This is a genomic window from Actinomadura darangshiensis (assembly GCF_004349235.1).
GTDB classification, from domain to species: domain Bacteria; phylum Actinomycetota; class Actinomycetes; order Streptosporangiales; family Streptosporangiaceae; genus Spirillospora; species Spirillospora darangshiensis.
Genome location: NZ_SMKY01000170.1, coordinates 1 through 19,437, shown reverse-complemented (window position 1 = coordinate 19,437; position 19,437 = coordinate 1). Strand labels below are relative to the sequence as shown.

General features: G+C 72.3%; 21 protein-coding genes. 11 read left to right on the top strand and 10 right to left on the bottom strand.

Translation table 11 applies throughout. The features are described 5' to 3' along the window. From E1293_RS29785 to E1293_RS29770, 4 genes are all read right to left on the bottom strand, one after another. The coding region (locus E1293_RS29785) for an ATP-binding protein (RefSeq protein ID WP_243716747.1) at positions 1-1,297 on the bottom strand (1,297 nt) is incomplete at its 3' end. Beyond that, positions 1,294-1,827 (bottom strand): histidine phosphatase family protein, encoded by a 534-nt coding sequence (locus tag E1293_RS29780; RefSeq protein ID WP_279473293.1) that lies wholly within the window; start codon positions 1,825-1,827, stop codon positions 1,294-1,296. The genes E1293_RS29785 and E1293_RS29780, both read right to left, overlap by 4 nt. A 22-nt stretch (positions 1,828-1,849) precedes the next feature. Then, positions 1,850-2,596 (bottom strand): CbtA family protein, encoded by a 747-nt coding sequence (locus E1293_RS29775; protein WP_132200807.1) that lies wholly within the window; start codon positions 2,594-2,596, stop codon positions 1,850-1,852. An 8-nt stretch (positions 2,597-2,604) separates the two neighbouring features. Next, a complete protein-coding gene (locus E1293_RS29770; RefSeq protein ID WP_132200806.1) occupies positions 2,605-2,790 on the bottom strand; it encodes a CbtB domain-containing protein in 186 nt (61 codons plus the stop codon). 296 nt (positions 2,791-3,086) lie between these two features. Here E1293_RS29770 and E1293_RS29765 point away from each other — a divergent pair, with 296 nt between their 5' ends. Then, positions 3,087-3,992, top strand: coding sequence for a class I SAM-dependent methyltransferase (locus E1293_RS29765; protein WP_132200805.1), 906 nt, complete (start codon positions 3,087-3,089; stop codon positions 3,990-3,992). A gap of 4 nt (positions 3,993-3,996) precedes the next feature. Here the strand turns inward: E1293_RS29765 and E1293_RS29760 are convergent, their stop codons facing one another. The 3 genes from E1293_RS29760 to E1293_RS29750 all read right to left on the bottom strand — a co-directional run bounded on the left by E1293_RS29760 (position 3,997) and on the right by E1293_RS29750 (position 7,645). Further along, positions 3,997-5,235 carry an extracellular catalytic domain type 1 short-chain-length polyhydroxyalkanoate depolymerase gene (locus E1293_RS29760; protein ID WP_207939169.1) on the bottom strand — a complete coding sequence of 413 codons (1,239 nt, stop codon included), beginning with the start codon at positions 5,233-5,235 and terminating at the stop codon, positions 3,997-3,999. Positions 5,236-5,375: 140 nt separating this feature from the next. After that, the gene (locus E1293_RS29755; RefSeq protein WP_132200804.1) at positions 5,376-6,908 is read right to left on the bottom strand and encodes a glycoside hydrolase family 30 protein; all 1,533 of its coding nucleotides are present in this window, start codon (positions 6,906-6,908) and stop codon (positions 5,376-5,378) included. A 302-nt stretch (positions 6,909-7,210) separates the two neighbouring features. Then, a complete protein-coding gene (locus tag E1293_RS29750) occupies positions 7,211-7,645 on the bottom strand; it encodes a hypothetical protein (RefSeq protein ID WP_132200803.1) in 435 nt (144 codons plus the stop codon). 306 nt (positions 7,646-7,951) lie between these two features. Between E1293_RS29750 and E1293_RS29745 the strand changes: the two genes are divergently transcribed. Further along, complete coding sequence (locus tag E1293_RS29745) at positions 7,952-8,731, top strand: glycoside hydrolase family 12 protein (protein ID WP_243716745.1); 780 nt, start codon at positions 7,952-7,954, stop codon at positions 8,729-8,731. Between the two features lie 32 nt (positions 8,732-8,763). Here the strand turns inward: E1293_RS29745 and E1293_RS29740 are convergent, their stop codons facing one another. From E1293_RS29740 to E1293_RS29730, 3 genes are all read right to left on the bottom strand, one after another. Then, positions 8,764-9,234 carry a hypothetical protein gene (locus E1293_RS29740; protein ID WP_165978449.1) on the bottom strand — a complete coding sequence of 157 codons (471 nt, stop codon included), beginning with the start codon at positions 9,232-9,234 and terminating at the stop codon, positions 8,764-8,766. 90 nt (positions 9,235-9,324) lie between these two features. Continuing rightward, positions 9,325-10,443 (bottom strand): M20 family metallopeptidase, encoded by a 1,119-nt coding sequence (locus E1293_RS29735; protein WP_132200801.1) that lies wholly within the window; start codon positions 10,441-10,443, stop codon positions 9,325-9,327. Positions 10,444-10,495: 52 nt separating this feature from the next. After that, positions 10,496-11,539 (bottom strand): LacI family DNA-binding transcriptional regulator, encoded by a 1,044-nt coding sequence (locus tag E1293_RS29730; RefSeq protein ID WP_132200800.1) that lies wholly within the window; start codon positions 11,537-11,539, stop codon positions 10,496-10,498. Between the two features lie 141 nt (positions 11,540-11,680). On the opposite strand from E1293_RS29730, the gene E1293_RS29725 reads away from it, so the two are divergent. The 9 genes from E1293_RS29725 to E1293_RS29685 form a co-directional block, all read left to right on the top strand. Next, complete coding sequence (locus E1293_RS29725; protein ID WP_132200799.1) at positions 11,681-12,556, top strand: BtpA/SgcQ family protein; 876 nt, start codon at positions 11,681-11,683, stop codon at positions 12,554-12,556. After that, a complete protein-coding gene (locus E1293_RS29720) occupies positions 12,553-13,524 on the top strand; it encodes a carbohydrate kinase family protein (protein WP_132200798.1) in 972 nt (323 codons plus the stop codon). The genes E1293_RS29725 and E1293_RS29720 overlap by 4 nt, the downstream gene beginning before the upstream one ends. After that, entirely contained in the window at positions 13,509-14,519 is a 1,011-nt protein-coding gene (locus E1293_RS29715) for a substrate-binding domain-containing protein (RefSeq protein WP_132200797.1), read from the top strand. The genes E1293_RS29720 and E1293_RS29715 overlap by 16 nt, the downstream gene beginning before the upstream one ends. Next, positions 14,519-15,268, top strand: a complete 750-nt coding sequence (locus tag E1293_RS29710; protein WP_132200796.1) for an ATP-binding cassette domain-containing protein — start codon at positions 14,519-14,521, stop codon at positions 15,266-15,268. Before E1293_RS29715 ends, E1293_RS29710 begins: the two co-directional genes overlap by 1 nt. A gap of 2 nt (positions 15,269-15,270) precedes the next feature. Beyond that, positions 15,271-16,287: an ABC transporter permease gene (locus tag E1293_RS29705; protein WP_132200795.1), complete on the top strand. Its 1,017-nt coding sequence runs from the start codon at positions 15,271-15,273 to the stop codon at positions 16,285-16,287. Positions 16,288-16,367: 80 nt separating this feature from the next. Beyond that, positions 16,368-17,396 carry a phosphotriesterase family protein gene (locus E1293_RS29700; RefSeq protein ID WP_243716743.1) on the top strand — a complete coding sequence of 343 codons (1,029 nt, stop codon included), beginning with the start codon at positions 16,368-16,370 and terminating at the stop codon, positions 17,394-17,396. A 25-nt stretch (positions 17,397-17,421) separates the two neighbouring features. Continuing rightward, positions 17,422-18,168: a glutamine amidotransferase gene (locus E1293_RS29695; RefSeq protein WP_132200793.1), complete on the top strand. Its 747-nt coding sequence runs from the start codon at positions 17,422-17,424 to the stop codon at positions 18,166-18,168. Then, positions 18,165-18,791, top strand: coding sequence for a TenA family protein (locus E1293_RS29690; RefSeq protein WP_132200792.1), 627 nt, complete (start codon positions 18,165-18,167; stop codon positions 18,789-18,791). Before E1293_RS29695 ends, E1293_RS29690 begins: the two co-directional genes overlap by 4 nt. Positions 18,792-19,235: 444 nt before the next feature. After that, a partial coding sequence (locus E1293_RS29685) for a DoxX family membrane protein (RefSeq protein WP_132200791.1) occupies positions 19,236-19,437 on the top strand: 202 nt, incomplete at its 3' end.

Below are 19,437 nucleotides of genomic sequence, written 5' to 3'. Positions count from 1 at the left end.
CCCGCTCACCACCGCCCGCCCCGGACTCCTCCGCCGGAGAAGCGCCGCTGTCCCGCGTCGACGGCTCCCGGCCGCCGGGCGACGTGCGGTCATCCGACGGCCCGCCGTCGGGCGACAAGCTCTCACCCGATTGCGCGCCGTCACCCGGCGGGGTGCCAGCGGCATCGTCGTCGGCCCGCGGAGTGTCATCGCCTGGTGGTTTGTCGCCATTTGGTGGTGTGGCGTCGCCCGGCGAAGGGCCGTCGTCCGGCCGTGCGCCGCCTTCTGGGGGCGGGTCGTCGTCGGGAGACGCGCCGTCCAGCAGCTCGTCGAGCAGCGACTCGTCCAGACCGGGGGCGTCGAAGGGGGCGCGGCGGCGCCGGTGCGGCAGCGACAGGCGGGCCGCCGCGCGGACGTCCTCGGTCGTCACGGCGTCCCGTCCCCGCCAGGCGGCGTGCGCGAGCGCGGCGTTGGCCGTGACCAGGTCGGCGCGCAGCCCGTCGACCTCGAAACCCGCGCACACGGCCGCGATCTGCTCCAGCCGCTCGTCCGGGAGGCGCACGCCGTGTAGCCACTCCCGCGCGGCCGCGATGCGCTCCGCGAGCGCGGCCTCCGCACCGGCCCAGCGCTCGGCGAACGCGGCCGGGCCGGCGTCGAAGGCCAGCCGCCGCCGGACGACCTCCGCCCGCTCCCTCGGTTCCCGGGACGCCTTCACCTCCACGGTCAGGCCGAACCGGTCGAGGAGCTGCGGGCGCAGTTCGCCCTCCTCGGGGTTCATCGTGCCGACCAGCAGGAACCGGGCCGCGTGCCGCACCGACACCGACTCGCGCTCGACGTAGCAGGTGCCGAGCGCGGCGGCGTCCAGCAGCAGGTCCACCAGGTGGTCGTGGAGCAGGTTCACCTCGTCCACGTACAGGACGCCCCGGTGCGCCGCCGCGAGCAGCCCCGGCTCGAACGCCTTGACGCCCTCGGTCAGCGCCCGCTCGACGTCCAGCGACCCGGCGAGCCGGTCCTCCGACGCGCCGACCGGCAGCTCCACCAGCGCCGACGGGCGCCGCTCGGCGGGGCCGCCCGGCTCGTGCGGGCCGTCCGGGCAGGACGGGTCGGGCGCCGCCGGGTCGCAGGCGAACCGGCAGCCCGCCACCGTGTCCACGGCGGGCAGCTGCGCGGCCAGCGCCCGCACGATCGTCGACTTCGCGGTGCCCTTCTCGCCCCGCACCAGCACACCCCCGACCCGCGGCGAGACGGCGTTGAGCAGCAGCGCCAGCTTCAGGTCGTCCAGCCCGACGACGGCGCTGAACGGGTACGTCGCGTTCAAACGAGGACCTTCCGGTTGAGGTGGGCGACCCGCCAGCCGTCCCGGGCGGCGGCGAGTCGGGTCGTGGACAGCGGCGCGACGTCGATCCGTCCGGCCGCCAGGACGCCGATACCGAGAGCGTGGCCGACCGCGGCCCGGATGGCGCCCGCGTCGCAGACCGCGATCCCGGACGGGCGGCCGCCGAGCCACGCCGCGACCCGCGCCGCGTGATCGGCCCGGCTCTCGCCGCCGTGCGGCGAGGCGTGCGGGTCCGCTAGCCAGCAGTCCAGCGCGCCGGGATCGACCTCCGCATAGGGGAGGCCCGCCCAGGACCCGTGGTCGGCCTCGGCGAGCGCCGCGACGGGCGTGGCGTCGAGCCCCAGCGCGGCGCACGTCTCCCGGGCGGCGCGGGCAGGGGACGTCCACGCCTCGCCGACCGGCAGGACCCCGGCCAGGGCGCGGGCCTTGGCCAGGCCGGACGGGTCGGCCGCCGGGTCGGCGGGGAAGCGGGCCTCCCGCATCCCCGCCGACGTCGCGTGCCGGACGAGCAGGACCCCGTTCAGGGCGGCCCGCTCACGCCGGGACCGGGGCCCGCGCCGGACGCTCCGCCCGCTCGCAGAACCACCCGAACAGCGTGCCGAACGACGCCCAGAACACCAGCTGCGTTCCGAGCGAGATGATGCGGAACTGCCACAGCAGCGTGGCGGGGAACCCGTCCGGCACCTCGTCCACGGCCGGGAGCAGCAGCGACGCGACTGTCACCGGCACGATGAACGCGAGCACGGCCGCGGGCCAGCGCGCCCACGGGCCGCCCGGCACGCTCCGCGCCGTCGTCACCGCGATGGCGGCCGACAGCAGCCCGACGCCGATCATCGCCAGATACAGGACGGTCCGGGAGTTGATCGTCTCCGGGTCGCCCACCGCGGGCGGGTTCGCCGGATACTTCAGGAACGGGACGAGGATGACCGCGGCGAAGCCCGTCCCGGCGGCGGCGAGCGCGAGCCCGCCGTCCGACCGGGGCCCGACCCGTCCGCGCAGGCCCGCGAAGACCAGCGCGAACACGCCGCCGACGGCGAGCCCGTAGAGCCCGGTGGCGAGGAAGAGCCCGGCCTTCTGCGTGCCGCGGCTCACCTCCTCCTCACCGTGCTCATGCTCGTGGGCGGCGGCGCCGTGGCCGTGTTCATGTGCTGCGGCGGTGGCGTTCTCCAAGGCGATCGCGTCGTCGACGCGGGGTTCGCCGACAGCGAACGCGAAAACGCCCGCGACGAGACCGGCCAGCAGGCCCAGAAGAAGGCCCCTGACCAGCAGGGTGCGCACCATGGGGCGGCCTAGTGGCAGGGCACGCCGAGCAGGTGCCGCCCGTCGTGCATCAGCTCGTGGAGGTATCCGCCGGTCTGCGACACGGCGCCGTTGTCCATCAGGACGAGGTAGCCGATCAGCAGCAGCGCGGGAACCGCGAGCAGCCAGGGAATGAGGCGTGGAAGGGGGATGTGGCGAGCCGACAGCGTGCTCACGGAGCCTCCGTTGGGGATCTAGCGCGTCCCGGACAATGAGGTCGCGGCCGCCCGAGCGACCTGGCTCCCGGGATCTGCGTCCCGGATACAGTGGCGCGTCCGCACCGGCTTCTCACCGGATTTCCCTCGGGCAACCGTGAATCAGCCGAACCGTACGGTTCCGCTCACCCTCGTGTCAACACCGCCCCCATGGGCGGAATCGGCCGTTTCTTGCCATGACACTCCGTTCACCTATCATGACAATTTCCGTCCGTCATGTCCTCCGCTCCCGAAACGATGACGCTGGAGCCCCATCCATGATCAGCCAAGACACCGAGACCCCCGCCTCCCTCGACGACGTCAAGGGGTGGTTCCCCAAGGTCGACCAACTGCTCTTCACCTGGTTCCTGGAGCGCCAGGAACGCCGGGAACAGCACGGCGACCTGGTGGAACTCGGCTCCTACCTTGGCAAGAGCGCCATCCTCATGGGCCGCCACCTGCGGGAGGGCGAGACCTTCACCGTCTGCGACCTGTTCGACTCCGACGCGCCGGACGACTCCAACCAGGCGGAGATGAACGGCTCGTACGCCACCCTGACCCGCCGCGCGTTCGAGTCGAACTACCGCGCCTTCCACGAGCGGCTCCCGGAGATCGTCCAGGGCCCCACGTCGCTGATCCTCGACCACGTCGAGCCCGAGACCTCCCGTTTCGTGCACGTGGACGCGTCCCACCTGTACGAGCACGTGCGCGGCGACATCCAGGCCGCGCACGTCATGCTGCCCTCCGGCGGCGTGATCGTGTGCGACGACTACCGGTCCGAGCACACCCCCGGCGTCTCCGCCGCCGTCTGGGAGGCGGTGGCCGTCGACGGCCTCCGCCCGATCTGCGTCACGACCCAGAAGCTCTACGGCACCTGGGGCGACTCCGGCGCCGTCCAGGACGAGCTCCTGGAGTGGCTGCAGGGCCAGGACGACGTCTGGCACGAGGTCCAGCAGGTCGCGGGCCGTCCCCTCATCCGCGCCAAGGGCAAAGCCAAGGCGGCCGCCAAGCCGAACGACGCGGCCAAGCTGAAGAAGCGCCTCGCCGAGGCCGAGAAGCGGCTGGCCCGCGCGGACGACCGCCTCGCCCGCGCCCAGCACGAACTGGACTCCGTCCGCAACTCGGCCAGCTTCAGACTCGGCCGCGCCGCCACCGCCCTGCCGAGGGTCCTCCGCGGCAAGTAGCCGGTCAGGCGGCGGCGCAGGTCGTGCCGTTGAGGGTGAAAGTGGCCGGGGCGGCGGCCGTGCCGGTGTGGGCGGCCTGCAGGCCGATGCCGACGGAGCCGCCCACCGGGATGGCGCCGTTGTAGGACACGTTCGTCGCGGTGACGGCCCCGCTCTTGGGCTGGTACTCCGCGCCCCAGCCGGACGTGATCGTCTGCCCGGCGGGGAGGGAGAAGCCGAGCGTCCAGCCGCTGATGGGGGCCGCGCCGGTGTTGGCGATGGTGATGCTCGCGGTCAGGCCCGTGTTCCAGGCGTTGACCGTGTAGGTGACGCTGCAGCCCGAGTCGTCGCCGGGCGGGGTCGTCGTGTCGCCCTGGTCGAGCCCGAAGAACTGGATCGTGCGCAGCGCCATGCCGGACGCCATGAGGTTGTGCGGCGCGCCCTGGAGCGAATACGCCTCGACCTTGTCGCCGTACCGGGTGCGGGTCCAGTTCTGCTGCGGGTAGTCGGTGGAGGTCGGTGTCGTGGACAGCCCGTGGACGTTCGTCCACTGGTCGATCTCCTCGCCGAAGTTGGGATAGCGCAGCGTGTCATCGGCGGTGCCGTGCCATAGCTGGACGCGCGGCCGGGGTCCCGAATAGCCGGGGTCGGCGGAACGGGCGATGTCGCCCCACTCCTGCGGCGTCTTCAGGACGGTGCCGTTCGCGCAGGCGCTGTTCCATCCGGAGCCGTCCGCCGTGGCGAAGCACCCGTCCGGGACGCCGGCGAACACCGCGCCAGCCGCGAAGACGTCCGGATAGTTGGCCAGCATCACGTTCGTCATCATCGCGCCGGACGAGATGCCCGTGACGAACACCTGGGACGCATCGCCGTTGTACCGCTGCAGGACGTACCGGACCATCGACATCAGCCCGACCGGGTCGCTGCCGCCGTCCCGCCTGAGCGCCTGCGCCGAGGACACGTCGAAGCAGTTGCCGCTGCGCGTCGCCGACGGGTAGATCACGATGAACCCGTACCGGTCCGCCAGCTGGGCGAACTCGGTGCCCGAGTACATGGCCGGCCCCGACCCCGTGCAGTAGTGCACCGCCAGCAGCACCGGCGGCCTGCTCTGCACCCGGTCGGGCACGTACAAGTGCATCCGGAGCCCGCTCGGGTTGGTCCCGAAGTCGGTGACCTCGGTCAGCGCCGCCGCCGACGCCGGCGGGGCCGCCCACACGGTGATGACGGCGACCAGTGCGGCCACGAGCACGCGCAGAGTTCTCACGGGACCACCACTCCTCGACGCGGCAGCGAAGAAGCCCACTATGGGCTGGTCGCGTCCGGGGGCAGAAGGACCCTTTCACCGGTTTCACCGGGCCCGGGGAGCCGGCCGGGCAGTGCCGGCTCCCCGGGACGCGCGACCGGCTATGCGGGGACGTTCTGCGTTCCCGACCAGGTGAACGTCGCCGTGGTGCGGGCGGGCAGGTTGTAGGTGAAGGACTGCCCGCCCCACACCACACGGACCGACTGGGCACTGGTGCCGCCGTTGTGCGCGATCAGGGCCTTGGAGCCGTCAGGGTTGACGTAGGCGACGTTCTGCACGGTGGAGTTCGCGGTGGAGGTGATCCGGTACGCGCCCGGTTTCACGAACTTGGTGAGGTGCCCCATCGTGTAGTACTCGATGGTGTAGTCGACCTGGCCTGCGCGGTCGCCGCCCTCCTGGACGGTGACGAACCCGGTGCACGTCCCGCAGCCGCCGTTGTGCGGGCCCATGTGCTGGTTGAGCGCCAGGCTCCATTTCACTTCCGAGCCGGACCAGTTGCGGGCGTGCTCGATGATGTCGCCCATGTCCTCGTTGTGCTGGTTGGAGACCCACGTCCCGCCCGAATGCTCGGTGGCGAACTGCGTCATGGCCGGGTACTGCTCGTGTGTCTGGCTGCCCACCGACGGGCTGCCCGCGTAGTCGTGCCACCCGATCCCGGCCGACAGCGGATCGTTCCGGAGCGCGGCGTCGGCCACGATCTGCGACCCGAAGCTCCCGTAGTCCCCGTAGTTCCAGTCGAAGTGGATGACCTTGGTGCCGATGCCCGCCGCCCGGAACGCCGGGTACACGTGGTTCTTGGTGAACTCCACCAGCCCGGACGGATTCCACGACATGCCGGGATAGTTCATGGCGGTGGGGTTGCCCGACTGGCAGCAGTTCGGCTCGTTCTGCACCGAGATGTAGTCCACGGGTACCCCGGCCGCCTGATACGACTGGACGTACTTGACCAGGTACTGCGCGTACGTGGGGTAGTACTCCCACTTCAGCCAGCCCATCTGGTCCATCCGGCCGTTGTCCTTCATCCACCCGGGCGCGCTCCACGGCACGCCCATGACGCTCAGCTGCGGATTGAGCCGCTTGGCCTGCTGCGTCAGCAGCCGCACGTCCGTGTCGTAGCCCTTGGCGCCGAAGTCGTTCAGGTCGCAGCAGGTGTCGTCCAGTGACACGTTGCCCGGACGGGACAGGTCCGAGGCCCCGATCGGGTTCCGCACGAACGACAGGCCGATCCCGTCGGCGGGGTCGAACAGCCGGCGCATCACCTCGTCGCGCGTCCCGGCGCTGATGGCCCCGCCCCGGAACAGGTACGCGGTCGTGTCGGTGATCGACGCGCCGCCGCCGACGAACCGCTGGTACCGCACGCCGTCGTCGACCGCGATCGTGTGCGTGGCGCCGGGACTGCTCGCGGCGAACTCGACCGGCGCCTGCCGCTCCAGCCCGCGCGTCACGACCCGGCCGCCGGAGTCGGACGTCGTGGTGAGGTAGATGTTCACGGTCTCGCCCGCGGCGTGCGCGGACGGCGCCGCGGACACCGCCGCGGCGACCGCCAGCGCCAGCGCGCCGGCCGCCAGTACGGTGCGGCGCCGGTGGGGAGCGACGGCGCTCGGTGCAGGTGGGGGGCTTCCTGCTGTGGGCATTGGGGTCTCCTTGCCGGGGCCCGATGGGGGCCGCATGCAGCCGGATGATCCGGACCGCTGCCGGACGCTGCCCGGACATTCCCGCGGCGGTCACTGGAAGGAAACCTTGCAATGGGAGGCGTGTCAATGACTTGGCGGGCGCTTTCTCCACGCCTTAGTAAAAGACTTGACCCTGACAGTGGCTGCCGAGCCCGGCGAGCAGCGACTGATCGGTCAGCGCCGGCTTGAGCCGCCCCGCCGGAACGCTTCGACATCCGGAAGTTCGGGCATGGGCGGCCTCTACCCGCCACACCGAAGGAGAGTCACCGATGCCTGGCGGTGCGGACCGGTTTGGCCGCGAACGCGACGATGGCGGCGACCAGCCCCGAGCCCACGCCGATCATCATCGCGATCATGATGGTGTAGCCGCGGAGGGCGAGTTCGTGGAATCCCGAGCCGAAGTCGTCGGCGAAACTCACCGCGCCCGCCGACGGCTCGTGACCGAGGCCCGCGCCCGCGTCCCAGAGCACCTGGTGGACGACGGCCAGCGAGAGCCCGTACAGCGCACCGAGAACCAGGAAATCAGTGATCGGCTTCCTGGTCGCGCGGAGGACCGCCACCCCCAGCCAGACCACGAAAGGGGTCAGCGCGAGGAAGTAGTAGAGCAAACCGCTTTCCGGCTGGACGACGTCCAAGTCGGCGAGGATGGTGCGCGGCAGCGCGATGGCGACGAGCGTCAGCATCAGCCACGTGGGCATGTCCGTCGGCCACAACGGCCGGTGTGTTCCAGGGCGGGTGTCGTAGTGGGTTATCACGGTCTTCTCCCTTCGGTTGGATGCCCAGTCTGAGCGCGAGGTCTTCGCGGGACATCCGCTCGAAGGAGGCACACGGACTACGGTGCGGGAGGTATCCGGCGCCACCGCGGATACTCCCGGGCCCGCGCGGGGGCCCGGTTCATCACGATCAGCGACGGCGATTGGTGGCCGGCGATGAGCCCGCCCTCCGGCGCTGTGAAACTTTCATGGCGGTCCGGCCCACTCACCTGCGGCGGTACAGATCGCTTTGTGGCTGAGGTTTCTTTCGGTCGGCAATGGACCTACGTTTGTTTCGAAGCGCTTCGATTCGACATTCCGCCAACCCTAGGGAGCGCCATGTTCAGGGTGTTTCGGCTGTTCGTGCCGATGTCGGTGTTCGTCATGCTCGTCGGACTGATCGCCCAGCCGGCCAGGGCCGCCGTCTGGTCCTCTTCGGACCAGTGGGGCACGTGGACCAACGGGGGTTACACGCTTTACAACAACATCTGGGGCGGCGGTGCCGGTCCCCAGACGATCTGGGCCAACTCGTTCAGCGACTGGGGAGTCTGGGCCGACCATCCCAACACCGGGGGCGTCAAGTCCTATCCCAACGCCACCAGGAACGTGAACCGGCGGATCAGTGCTCTCGGCAGCGCGACCAGCAGTTTCAACGTCACCGTGCCCAATGGCGGCGCTTACACGACCGCCTACGACATCTGGTGCGACGGTCACGCCTACGAGATCATGCTGTGGATGAACCAGTACGGTCCGGTGGGGCCGATCGGGACGCGCCAGACGAGCGCGTCGGTGGGCGGCCACAGCTGGGACGTCTACCGGGGGTCCAACGGATCGAACCAGGTGTTCTCCTTCGTACGGCAGGGCAACGCCAATTCCGGGACCGTGGACATCAAGGCGATTCTGAACTGGCTCCGCTCCATGAACTGGTTCGGTGACGTCACACTCGGCGATGTCCAGTTCGGTTACGAGATCACCTCGTCCAGCGGCGGGATGGACTTCCGCACCAACAGCTTCTCGGTATCGGCGAACTGACACCCGTGTCGGGCCGGATGCACGGACGTCGCCTATTGGAGGGCGGCGACGAAGTGCTGCGCCTCGTCCCATTGCATCCCCGTCTCGGCGCATACCAGCGCGATCGCGGACTCGTGGTCGCCGGACGCCTTGAACGCCCGGACCCGGTCCGCCAGCGCGCCGCGCACTTCACCCGGCTGCGCGGGCACCCGTCCCTCCCGGACGGCGTCGACGTAGTCTTTGGCCGACTTCAGCTTGAGGCCGGAGTGCTTGCGGACCAGCTTCGCCGCGTCCTTCCACCTGCCCTCGGCGACCAGAGCCCGTGCCTTGGCCTGCACCTCGGGTGCCACGACTCGGCCGAGCGCCTCCCCTTTGAGGCCGTCCGCATACTCTTTCGCCTCCTTGAGGCCGGCCCCGGAAGCCTCCCGGACCAGCTTGATGGCGGGGATGTTCTGGCCCCGCGAGAGCAGTTCGATGACCCGCTCCCGGGTCTCGGGCAGCACATACGGGACGGACGACTTCACGGGATCTCTCCTCGGCGCTGCGGGCACACGGCAGGCGTCCGATTCTCCCCATCGCAGGAGGCGGCCGCCATCCCCAGGCGGTCGGCGTGCTCAGTCCCCGCGCTGCCCGGCGGCTGCGGTCAGGCGGCGGAGAAGGGTGTAGAAGGCTTTCGTCGCCGATTCGATGTTGGCCACGGAGCAGGTCTCGTCGGTGACGTGGGCCTGTTCCGGGTCGCCGGGGCCGAAGACGACCGTGGCGGGCTCGCCGAGTTTCGCTGCCAGCACCGAGGCGTCGGTGAAGTACGTGGCGTACTGCGGGGGCCGGGCGGACGAACCCGGCTCCAGCGTCTCCAGGACGTCCGCCATGCCCGGCGCGGCGGGGTCGGTCGCGACGCCGGGCAGGTCCACCAGCCGCTCGATCCCGATCTCCGGACCGCACAGTTCGGTGATCCTGGCGACGGCCTCGGCGGAGCCGAACTCCGGGACCGTGCGGACGTCGATGCGCATCTCGGCGTGGTCGGGAACCAGGTTCGGCTGCACCCCGGCGTGGAAGGTGCCGACGTTCACCGTCGCCGGCCCGTGCGTCGGGCTGACGGGCCAGCCCTGGTGGCCGTGGACCCGCGTCGCCGCGGCGGCGAGCGCCACGAGGGCGTTGCGGCCCAGCTCCGGGCGGGAGCCGTGCGCGGAGACACCGCGGGCGGTCGCCCGCAGCCACAGCGTGCCCTTGTGCCCGAGGACCGTCCGGTTGCCGGTCGGCTCGGCCACGACGAGCAGGTCGGACGGGGCCGGCGCGTCGACGCGGGCGGCGCCGTCGCAGCCGGTCTCCTCACCGAAGGTGAACACGAGCTGGACGGGGCACCCGCCGTCGCGCGACGCCCGAACCGCCGCCTCGATCTGGCAGGCGACCCCGGCCTTCATGTCGCTGCTGCCGCGGCCCAGCAGCCGCCCGCCGCGCACCTCGCCGCTCAGCGGGTCGAACGACCAGCCGGACGGATCGGCGAGCACGGTGTCCAGGTGCCCGGTGAACGTCACCGGCACCCGGGAGGCGTCCGGGCCCGTCCGGGCGATCACGTTGGCCCTGCCCGGCACCGGTTCTTGCAGCGCGACGTCGAAGCCCGCGTCGTCCAAGACTCCGGCGACGAGGTCGGCCGCCGCGCGTTCGCCGCCGGCCCGGGTGTCCAGCCGCACCAGCCGCCGCGCCAGCTCCAGTGCCTCGGGTACCTCGCTCATCTCCGTCCTTCCGCTCGAACCCGCTCGCCGATCACCAGCCCCCGCCGACCGCTCACGATCGGGATGCCGGGGCCGCTGCCCGCGTGCTCTCGCGGACGACCAGGGTCGGCAGGAGCGCGACGTGGGCGGACGGGCCGCGCCCGCCTGCCGCACTGTCCCTGGCCGCCGCGGCGGCGGCCAGCAGCCGTACCGCCTCGGCCGCGATCCGCTCGCGCGGCTGGTCCACGGTCGTCAGCGCGGGCTCGCCGAGCCGCGCGAAGTCGATGTTGTCGTACCCGGTGACCTGGACCGTCCCGGGGACGTCGACGCCGTGCGCCCGGCAGGCGCGGGTCACTCCGAGGGCGATCAGGTCGTCGGCGCAGACGATCGCGTCGGGCGGGTCGCCCGCGGCGAGCAGGCGCGCGGTGGCGGTCTCGCCCCAGACCACGCTGTAGTCGCCGAGGAGCACGTGGTCCGGGTCCACGCCCATCCCGAGATCCTCGGCGCGGCGCCGGAAGCCGGCGAAGCGCTGCTCGGTCGAGGAGTTGGTGAGCAGCGAGCCGACGAAGGCGGCCGAGCGGGCTCCGCCCTCCCGCAGATGGTCCATGACCTGGCGCATCGCGGCGATGTCGTCCACCCCGACCCAGTCGGTGCTGGTGCCGCCGACGAACCGGTCGAGCTGGACGAGCGGCAGCCGGTCGGCCGTGGCCTGGACGGCCGGGCCGCTCTCGGTGCCGTGGCAGGGGCTGACGATGATTCCGTCGACGTTGCGCGCCACGAGCGTGGCGAGGCGCCGGGCCTCGATCTCCGGGTCGGACCGGGCGTCGCACAGGAACAGCTCCTTGCCCTCGCGGCCGAGCGCGTGCTCGACGCTCTCCACCAGCGAGGTGAAGAACGGGTTGGAGATGCTCGGCACGACCATGCCGACGGTGTCGGTGCGGCCGTTGCGCAGCGCGCGGGCGATGGGGTCGACCTGGTAGCCGAGCTCCTCGGCGGCACGCCGCACCTTGCGCTGGACCCCTGCCGACACCGGGCCGCGGCCCGACAGCACGCGCGAGACCGTCGCGGTGGAGACCCCCGCCCGCTGGGCGACCTGGGCGATCGTGGGCCGCTGCAATCGTTTACCTCTCTGAACCGATCCGACCCCGGTTGTCCGCGGTCAGAGGATGCGATGCCCGAAGCATAGCCCCTTGACGGCCTGGGGGTTCGGTATCTACGGTTCACCAAACCGCACTGCAATCGATTACATGGAGGCGACATGGCGGAGCCGGCCGGGAGCGATCGGGCACCGGGGGTGTTCCCCGCACGGCCGAACGCGCTGGTGGAGCTGTTCGGCGCCCCGAAGGTCGTCATCGGCGTCGTGCACCTGCCGCCGCTGCCGGGCAGCCCGCACTACGAGGGCGTCCCGCTGGACGAGATCTGCGCGTTCGCGGTCCAGGAGGCACGGGCCTACCTGGAAGGCGGCTGCCACGGCCTCATCGTGGAGAACCACTGGGACATCCCGTTCCTCAAGCCGGGCGAGCACGGGTACGAGACCGCGGCGGCCATGGCCGTGGTGACTGACCGGGTCCGGCACGCCACCGGCGGACGGCTCGGCGTCAGCGTCCTGTCCAACGCCGCCGAGTGCTCGATCGCCTCGGCCTGGTCGGGCGGCGCCGGCTTCGTCCGGGTCAACCAGTGGGCCAACGCCTATGTCGCGAACGAGGGGATCATCGAGGGCCAGGCGGCGCACGCCGCCCGCTACCGCAGCCGGATCGGCGCCGGCCCGGTGAAGGTCTTCGCCGACGTCCACGTCAAGCACGGCGCGCACGCCATCGTCGCCGACCGCACCCTGGCCGAGCAGACCGAGGACGCCGAGTTCTTCGGCGCCGACGTGCTGATCGCCACCGGCTCGCGCACCGGGGACGCCGCGGCCCTGGACGAGGTCGAGGGCATCGCCGCGCACACCGCGCTGCCGGTGGTGATCGGATCCGGGATCACCGCGGGCAACGTCGGGGAGCTGATCTCCGCGTGCGACGGAGTGATCGTCGCGTCCTCGGTCAAGGAGAACGGCCGGTGGTGGGGCCGCGTCGACGCGGCGAAGGTGCGCGAGCTGACCGCCGCCGCGGCCGGGGCGGGCGTGGTCCTGCCGTGATCGTCTTCTGCGGGTACGCGAACGCCGACCTCACGGTCGCCGTTCCGGTGCTGCCGGGCCCCGCGGCGCGGGTCCAGGCGACCGGCGTACGCCGCGGCGACGGCGGGATGGCGGCCAACGCGGCGGCGGCGGCGGCCCGGATGGGCGCCGACGCCCGGTTCGCCGGCGTGGTCGGCTCCGATCCGCTGAGCACGGAGTTCCTGCGGACCCTCGCCGCCGACGGCGTCCGGACGGACTGGGCGTCCCGCACGGGCACCCTCACCACGGCCGTCGTCCTGCTGACCCCGGACGGCGAGCGCTCGATCATCAGCCAGGACGACCAGGTCACCACCGGCCACGTCGCGGACGTCGCCCGCCGCGCCCGCGCCGCGGGGGCCGACTGGCTCTACCTCGACGGCTACCGGTTCCCCGCGGCCGCGGCCGTGCTGGGCGGTCCCGGCGGGCCCGCGCTCGTGGTCGACCTGGACGGCTGCGACGGCCCGCAGGCCATGCGCGCCGCCCTGGACGCCGCCGGCCACGCGGTCGTCGGCCGGGCCCAGGCCGCGGCCTTCCTGGGCGGGGGCGCCGCCGCGTTCGCCGCGGCGGCGACCGCTCATCGGGTAAACCTGGTGGTCACGGACGGTGCCCGCGGCTGGACGCTGTTCACGCCGGACGGCGCCCGGCACGGCGGCCGGGCGATCGAGGTGACCGCCGTGGACGTCACGGGCGCGGGCGACTGCTTCGCCGGCGCCTACTGCGCGGAGCTGGACCGGGGCGCGTCCCCGCCGGCGGCGGCCCGGGTCGCCGCCGTCGCGGCGGGCCTGTCGTGCACCCGGCCCGGCGCCCGGGACGGCCTGCCCCGCCGGGAGGCCGTCCTCGCCTACATCGAAGCGAACCCAACAGAACCGGCCCCGGCAGAACCGGCCCCGGAGGCCGCTTCGGGGCTCGCCCGGTCCCGCGGAGAGGAGTTGACATGCGACGAAGGGTGACGGCCGCGGCCGCGGCCGTCCTGCTGCTCACGACCGTCGGCTGCGACGTGCAGGCCCGGCGCGACATCGCGGCCGAGAAGAAGGCGACCGAGCAGGGCCCGCCGCCGCCCGCGCGGGTGGCGCAGGCGTGCAAGGTGCAGGGCCGCACGCCCAAGATCGGGATCGTGCCGATCAACCTGCAGGCGCTGTTCTTCAACCAGATCAACGCCGGCGCGCAGACCGTGGCCCGCAAGGCGGGCGCCCAGGCGCAGATCGTCGACGGCGACGACGACTCCACCACCCAGGCCAACGCGCTCGACAACATGGTGGCCGGCGACTACGACGCGATCATCGTGGACGCGGTGGACACCGAGGGCATCAAGCCCGCGGTCCGGCGCGCCCAGGCGGCCGGTGTCCCGGTCGTCGCGGTGGACGCCACCGTCGACGACCCCGCGGTCGCCACCCAGGTCGGCACCGCCAACGCCGAGGGCGGCAAGCAGCTCGGGCAGGCGCTGGTGAAGTCGTCGGGCGGCAAGGGCGAGATCGGCGTGGTCGGCGCGCTGAACAGCACGGTCCAGAACGAGCGGCAGAAGGGCTTCACCGACGCGGTCACCGCGGGCGGCATGAAGATCAAGACCGTCGTGGACGGCCGCAACATCCAGGAGAACGCCCAGACCGCCGCCGAGAACCTGCTCACCGGCAACCCCGGCCTGCCCTACGCCTACGCCACCGGCGAGCCAGCTCTGATCGGCCTGTCGGCCGCGGTGGTCGGGCAGCAGCGCACCGAGGACCTGAAGGTCGTCGGCTGGGACCTGTCCAAGCAGGCGGCGGACGGGCTGCGGGACGGCTGGATCACCGGCGTCGTCCAGCAGGACACCTTCCGGTTCGGCTACGAGGCGATGAACGCCGCGATCGACCTGGCCTGCAAGCGGACGGCGCCGAAGGACGTGCCCGTCCCGACCCAGATCGTGACCCCGGCCAACGTCAAGGACTACCTGTACTACCTGGAGAAGTGATGGGCGATCGACCACTGGTCACGCTGCGCGGCATCACCAAGTCGTTCGGCGCGGTGCAGTCGCTGCGCGGCGTGGACCTGACGCTGGCGCCCGGCGAGGTGCTCGGCCTCGTGGGCGACAACGGCGCCGGGAAGTCGACGCTGATGAAGGTGCTGGCGGGGGCGGTGCAGCACGACTCCGGCCAGATCACGCTCGACGGCCGCGACGTCCGGTTCGCGAGCCCGGCCGACGCCCGCCGGGAGCGGATCGGCATCGTCTACCAGGACCTGGCGCTGTGCGACACCCTCGACGTCGCGAGCAACCTGTTCCTCGGCCGCGAACCGCGCAGGGGCCCGTTCGTGGACCGCCGGACGATGCACCGCAAGGCCGCCGAGACGCTGTCGGAGCTGCACGTCCGCGTGAAGTCGACCTACCAGGAGATCGGCCACCTGTCCGGCGGGCAGCGGCAGGCGGTCGCGATCGCGCGGGCCGTGTCGTTCGAGCCGAGGGTGCTGATCCTGGACGAGCCGACCGCGGCCCTCGCCGTCGCGGAGGTCCGCCAGGTGCTGGCCATGATCCGGGACGTGGCCGCGCGCGGCGTCGGGGTCATCCTGATCACCCACCGGCTCCAGGACCTGTTCGAGGTCTGCGACCGCATCACCGTCATGTACGAGGGCCGCAGCGTCGAGGACGAGCCGGTGTCCGCCCTGGACATCGAACGGCTCGTCGCCATGATCACCCGGTCCGGCACCGCAGAGGAGGTGGCCTGAGCATGAGCGCCCCGACCGCGTCCGCACCCACCGTCCTGGCCGAGACGCCCGGCTGGTGGGAACGCGCCAACAAGGCGACGCTGGCCATGGCCGCCGTCACCGTCCTGCTGTTCGCCGGGTTCGGGATCGGCGCGGACAACTTCCTGAGCTTCGGCAACATCTCCAACCTCGCCACCCAGGTCGCGATCACCCTGATCGTCGCGGTGGCCATGACGTTCGTGATCACCACCGGGCAGATCGACCTGTCGGTCGGCTCGACGGTCGCCTTCGTCGCGGTCGGCACCGCTGAGATGCTGAAGGCCGGCTGGGACTCGTCCCTGGTGATCATCGCGGCGCTGCTCGCCGGGCTGTTCTGGGGCGCGGTGAACGGCTGGCTGGCGGCCTACCAGAAGATCCCGCCGTTCATCGTCACGCTGGCGATGATGTCGGTGATCCGGGGGCTGGCGCAGCTGTGGACCCAGGGCTTCTCGGTCCCGATCGACCGGCGGCTGTACGTCGCGAAGATCGGCGAGGCGAAGTTCCTCGGCTTCTCGGCGCTGGCCTGGATCGCGCTGGCCGCCGTGGTGCTCGGCGCGGTGCTGCTGGCCAGGACGCGGTTCGGCGGCTACGTCAACGGCATCGGCTCGCAGGAGGAGTCGGTGCGCCGGGCCGGGGTGAACACCGACCGGATCAAGATGATCACGCTGATGCTGGCCGGGCTGGCGGCCGGCGTGGCGGGCCTGCTCACCGCGGCGCGGCTGGGCTCGGGATCGGCCAACTCGGGGCAGGGCTTCGAGCTCACCGTGATCGCCGCGGTGGTGCTCGGCGGCACCGACCTGTTCGGCGGCCGGGGCACGATGACCGGCACCGTCATCGGCGCGGTGATCACCGGTGTGATCGCCAACGGGCTGACGCTGCTCGACGTCAGCCCGTTCCTCACCCCGATCGTCACCGGCCTGGTCCTGCTGGCCGCGATCTGGGTCAACCTGCGCGGCCGGTCCCTGAGCGACCTGGCCGCCCACCTGGTCCGCAGAACATGACGGCGGACGGCGGGATCCGGCCAGACGGCGGGACCCGGCCAGACGGCGGGACCTGGCCGGACGGCGGGGGAGCGGTCACGGTGACGACGGTGACCGGCCCGGTCTCCAGCGCCGGGCTCGGGCTCACCCTCACCCACGAGCACCTGCGCAACGACGTCAGTGCGGCGGTCACGGCAACGGACGACCCGTCCCTGGCCTTCCTGCGCGACGCCCGCACCGAGCCCGGCCTGGCCTGGCTGCTGCGCGAGCACCCGTACGCCTGCCTCGACCACTGCCGGCTGGACGACGACGCGGCGATGCTCGCCGACCTGCGCGCGTTCGCCGAGGCCGGCGGCGGCACCGTCGTCGACGTCACCCCCGCCGGCATCGGACGCGACCCGCTCGCGCTGCGCTCGCTCGCCGAGCGCAGCGGGCTGCGGATCGTGATGGGGTCGGGCTGGTACCTGGAGCGCTACCACCCGGCGCACCTGTCCCGGACGGACGAGCGGACCCTGGCCGCCGGACTGGCCGCCGAGTTCGCCGACGGCGCCGACGGCACCGGCGTCCGGCCCGGCGTGATCGGGGAGATCGGAGTCTCACCGGACTTCACCCCGGGCGAGCACACCGCGCTGCGCGCCGCCGCGCGGGCGCAGCGCGAGACCGGCGTCCCGCTGTACGTGCACCTGCCGGGCTGGCAGCGCCGCGCGCACGAAGTGCTCGACATCGTCCTGGGGGAGTACGGCGTCCCGCCCGGCGCCGTCGTGCTGTGCCACATGGACCCGTCCCACGGCGACCCGGCCTACCAGGACGGCGTCGCCGAGCGCGGCGTCTGGCTGGAGTTCGACATGATCGGGATGCCGTTCAGCTACCCGGGCGAGGGCCAGTCGCCCGCCCCGCACGAGACGGCGCGCGCGATCGCCGGGCTCATCGGACGCGGGCACGCCGGGCGCCTGCTGCTCAGCCACGACGTGTTCCTCAAGAGCATGCTCACCGCGTACGGAGGCAACGGGTTCCGGTACGTGCCGGAGCTGTTCGCCCGGCGGCTGGCCGGCCTCGGCGTCGCCGCGGACGTGGCGCAGGGTCTCCTCCGGGCCAACCCCGCCCGGCTGTTCGAGGCCGCTGCGGCCTGAAGACACGAAAGGAAAGGATTCACAAGTGAGCCGCGTCCTGATCGCAGGCGAGAGCTGGGTCACCCAGTCAACCCACATCAAGGGGGTGGACTCGTTCACCACCAGCTCCTACGTCGTCGGCGTCGAGCCGCTGCGGCGGGCCCTGGAGAGCCGGGGCCACCAGGTGAGGCACCTGCCCGCGCACCTCGTCCCCGCGCAGTTCCCGGCGGACGCGGACGCCCTCGCCGCCTACGACGTGGTCGTGCTCTCCGACATCGGCGCGAACTCCCTGCAACTCGCCCCCGAGGTCTTCGAGCGTGCGGTGCCGGGCGCGGACCGGCTCGGCGCGCTCCGCGGCTGGGTGGGGGACGGCGGCGGCCTCCTGATGGTCGGCGGCTACCTGTCGTTCACCGGCTTCGAGGCCAAGGCCGCCTTCCGCAACACCGTCCTGCACGAGGTGCTGCCCGTCGAGCTGCTTCCCGAGGACGACCGCGTCGAGCTTCCCGCGGGAGCGTGCGCGGCGGTCACCGCCGCGGACCACCCCGCCCTCGGCGGCGTGACCGGCGAATGGCCGCCGCTGCTCGGGTACAATCGCGTCCTGCCGAGGCCCGGCACCGAGGTCCTGGCCACCCTCGGCTCCGACCCCCTGGTCGCCGTCGCGCCGTACGGGTCGGGGCGCTCGGCCGTGTTCACCTCCGACTGCTCGCCGCACTGGGCGCCCACGCCGTTCTGCGAGGAATGGGACGGCTACGCCCGGGTGTTCGGCGGGCTCGTCGAGTGGCTGGCGCGATGAGCCGTTCGCGCCGGCTGCTGGAGGCGTGCGCGGAGCCGATGGAGCGGGCGGTCGCCATGCGGTTCGCCGAGGAGGTCCGCACGGGCGTCGTCGGCGACCAGGCGTACGCCGACTACCTGGCGATCGAGGCGTCCTTCGTCGAGACCGCGGCACGGCTGCACGGCCTCGCGGTGTGGGACGCGCCCGGCCGGCTCGCGATGGAGCGCAACGCCCGGGCCGTCCACGCGCTGACGACCGAGCAGACCGCCTACTTCGGTGCCGCGCAGGCCGCCTGGCCCGTCCAGGCGCGCCCGGACGCGGCGCGGCGGGCGGCGATCCTCTCGCAGTTCGCCCTCGCGAGCGCCCGCGAGGGCGGGTATCCGGCGGTGATGACCGTGCTCTTCGCGGCGGAGAGCCTCTACCTCACCTGGTGCACCCGCGCGTTCCGGGAGGGCCGCGTCCCGCCGGGCCCGGTCGCCGACTGGGTGGCCATGCACACGGCCAAGCCGTTCCGCGACGGGGTGGACGCACTCGCTCACGAGGTGGACGCCCTTCCCGCCGGCGTCCCCGACGAGCTGCTCACCCGCTGGTTCGCGGGAATGCTGGGGGCCGAAATCGCCTTCCACGACGCCGTCTACACCTGACGTGCGCCGGTCGGTCGTTTCCGCGTGAAGCAGGCATGAAGCCGATCTGAAGGCGCCCGGTGGTCTGATGAGGACCGATCGGAACCGTGCCGCGTGGCGGGGAGCCGATGGACGGGATCACGGTGCAAGCCCGACGCCCCGTTCCGGGCCCGAACGCCGAAGTCATCGGAAGAGGCTGAAGAGCGATGCTCACGAAGATCGAGAAGCTCGGCGACCGCCTGCTCAGCCGGGTGGTCCCCCACGCGGACGCGTCCGCGCAATGCATCTGCAGCTGGGTCGGGGTATGCGACCGCACCCGCGACACGTGGAAGTGCTGCGATCCGTGGCCCAGCACCGCGCCCTGCTGGTACCGGTGCTCTTACTCCAACCCCTGTTCGTAGTGACCACCGGTGGCCGGGGCGTGTGGTCCTGAGCCCCTCGTGCCGGCCGCGGAGAGAGGCCGCGATGGATTACGTCGTGCTCGGGTGCCGCTGCATGGTCGGGCTGGTGTTCATCGCCTCGGTCGTGGGCAAGGTGCGCGGACGTGAACCCTACGCCGGGTTCGTGGGCGCCACCGGTCGACTGGCGCCCGGGTGGCTGGCCGCCCGGGCTCCGGCAGGTGTGCTGGCCGGTGGTGTGATCGCGGCCGAGGTGGCGGTGCCGGTGC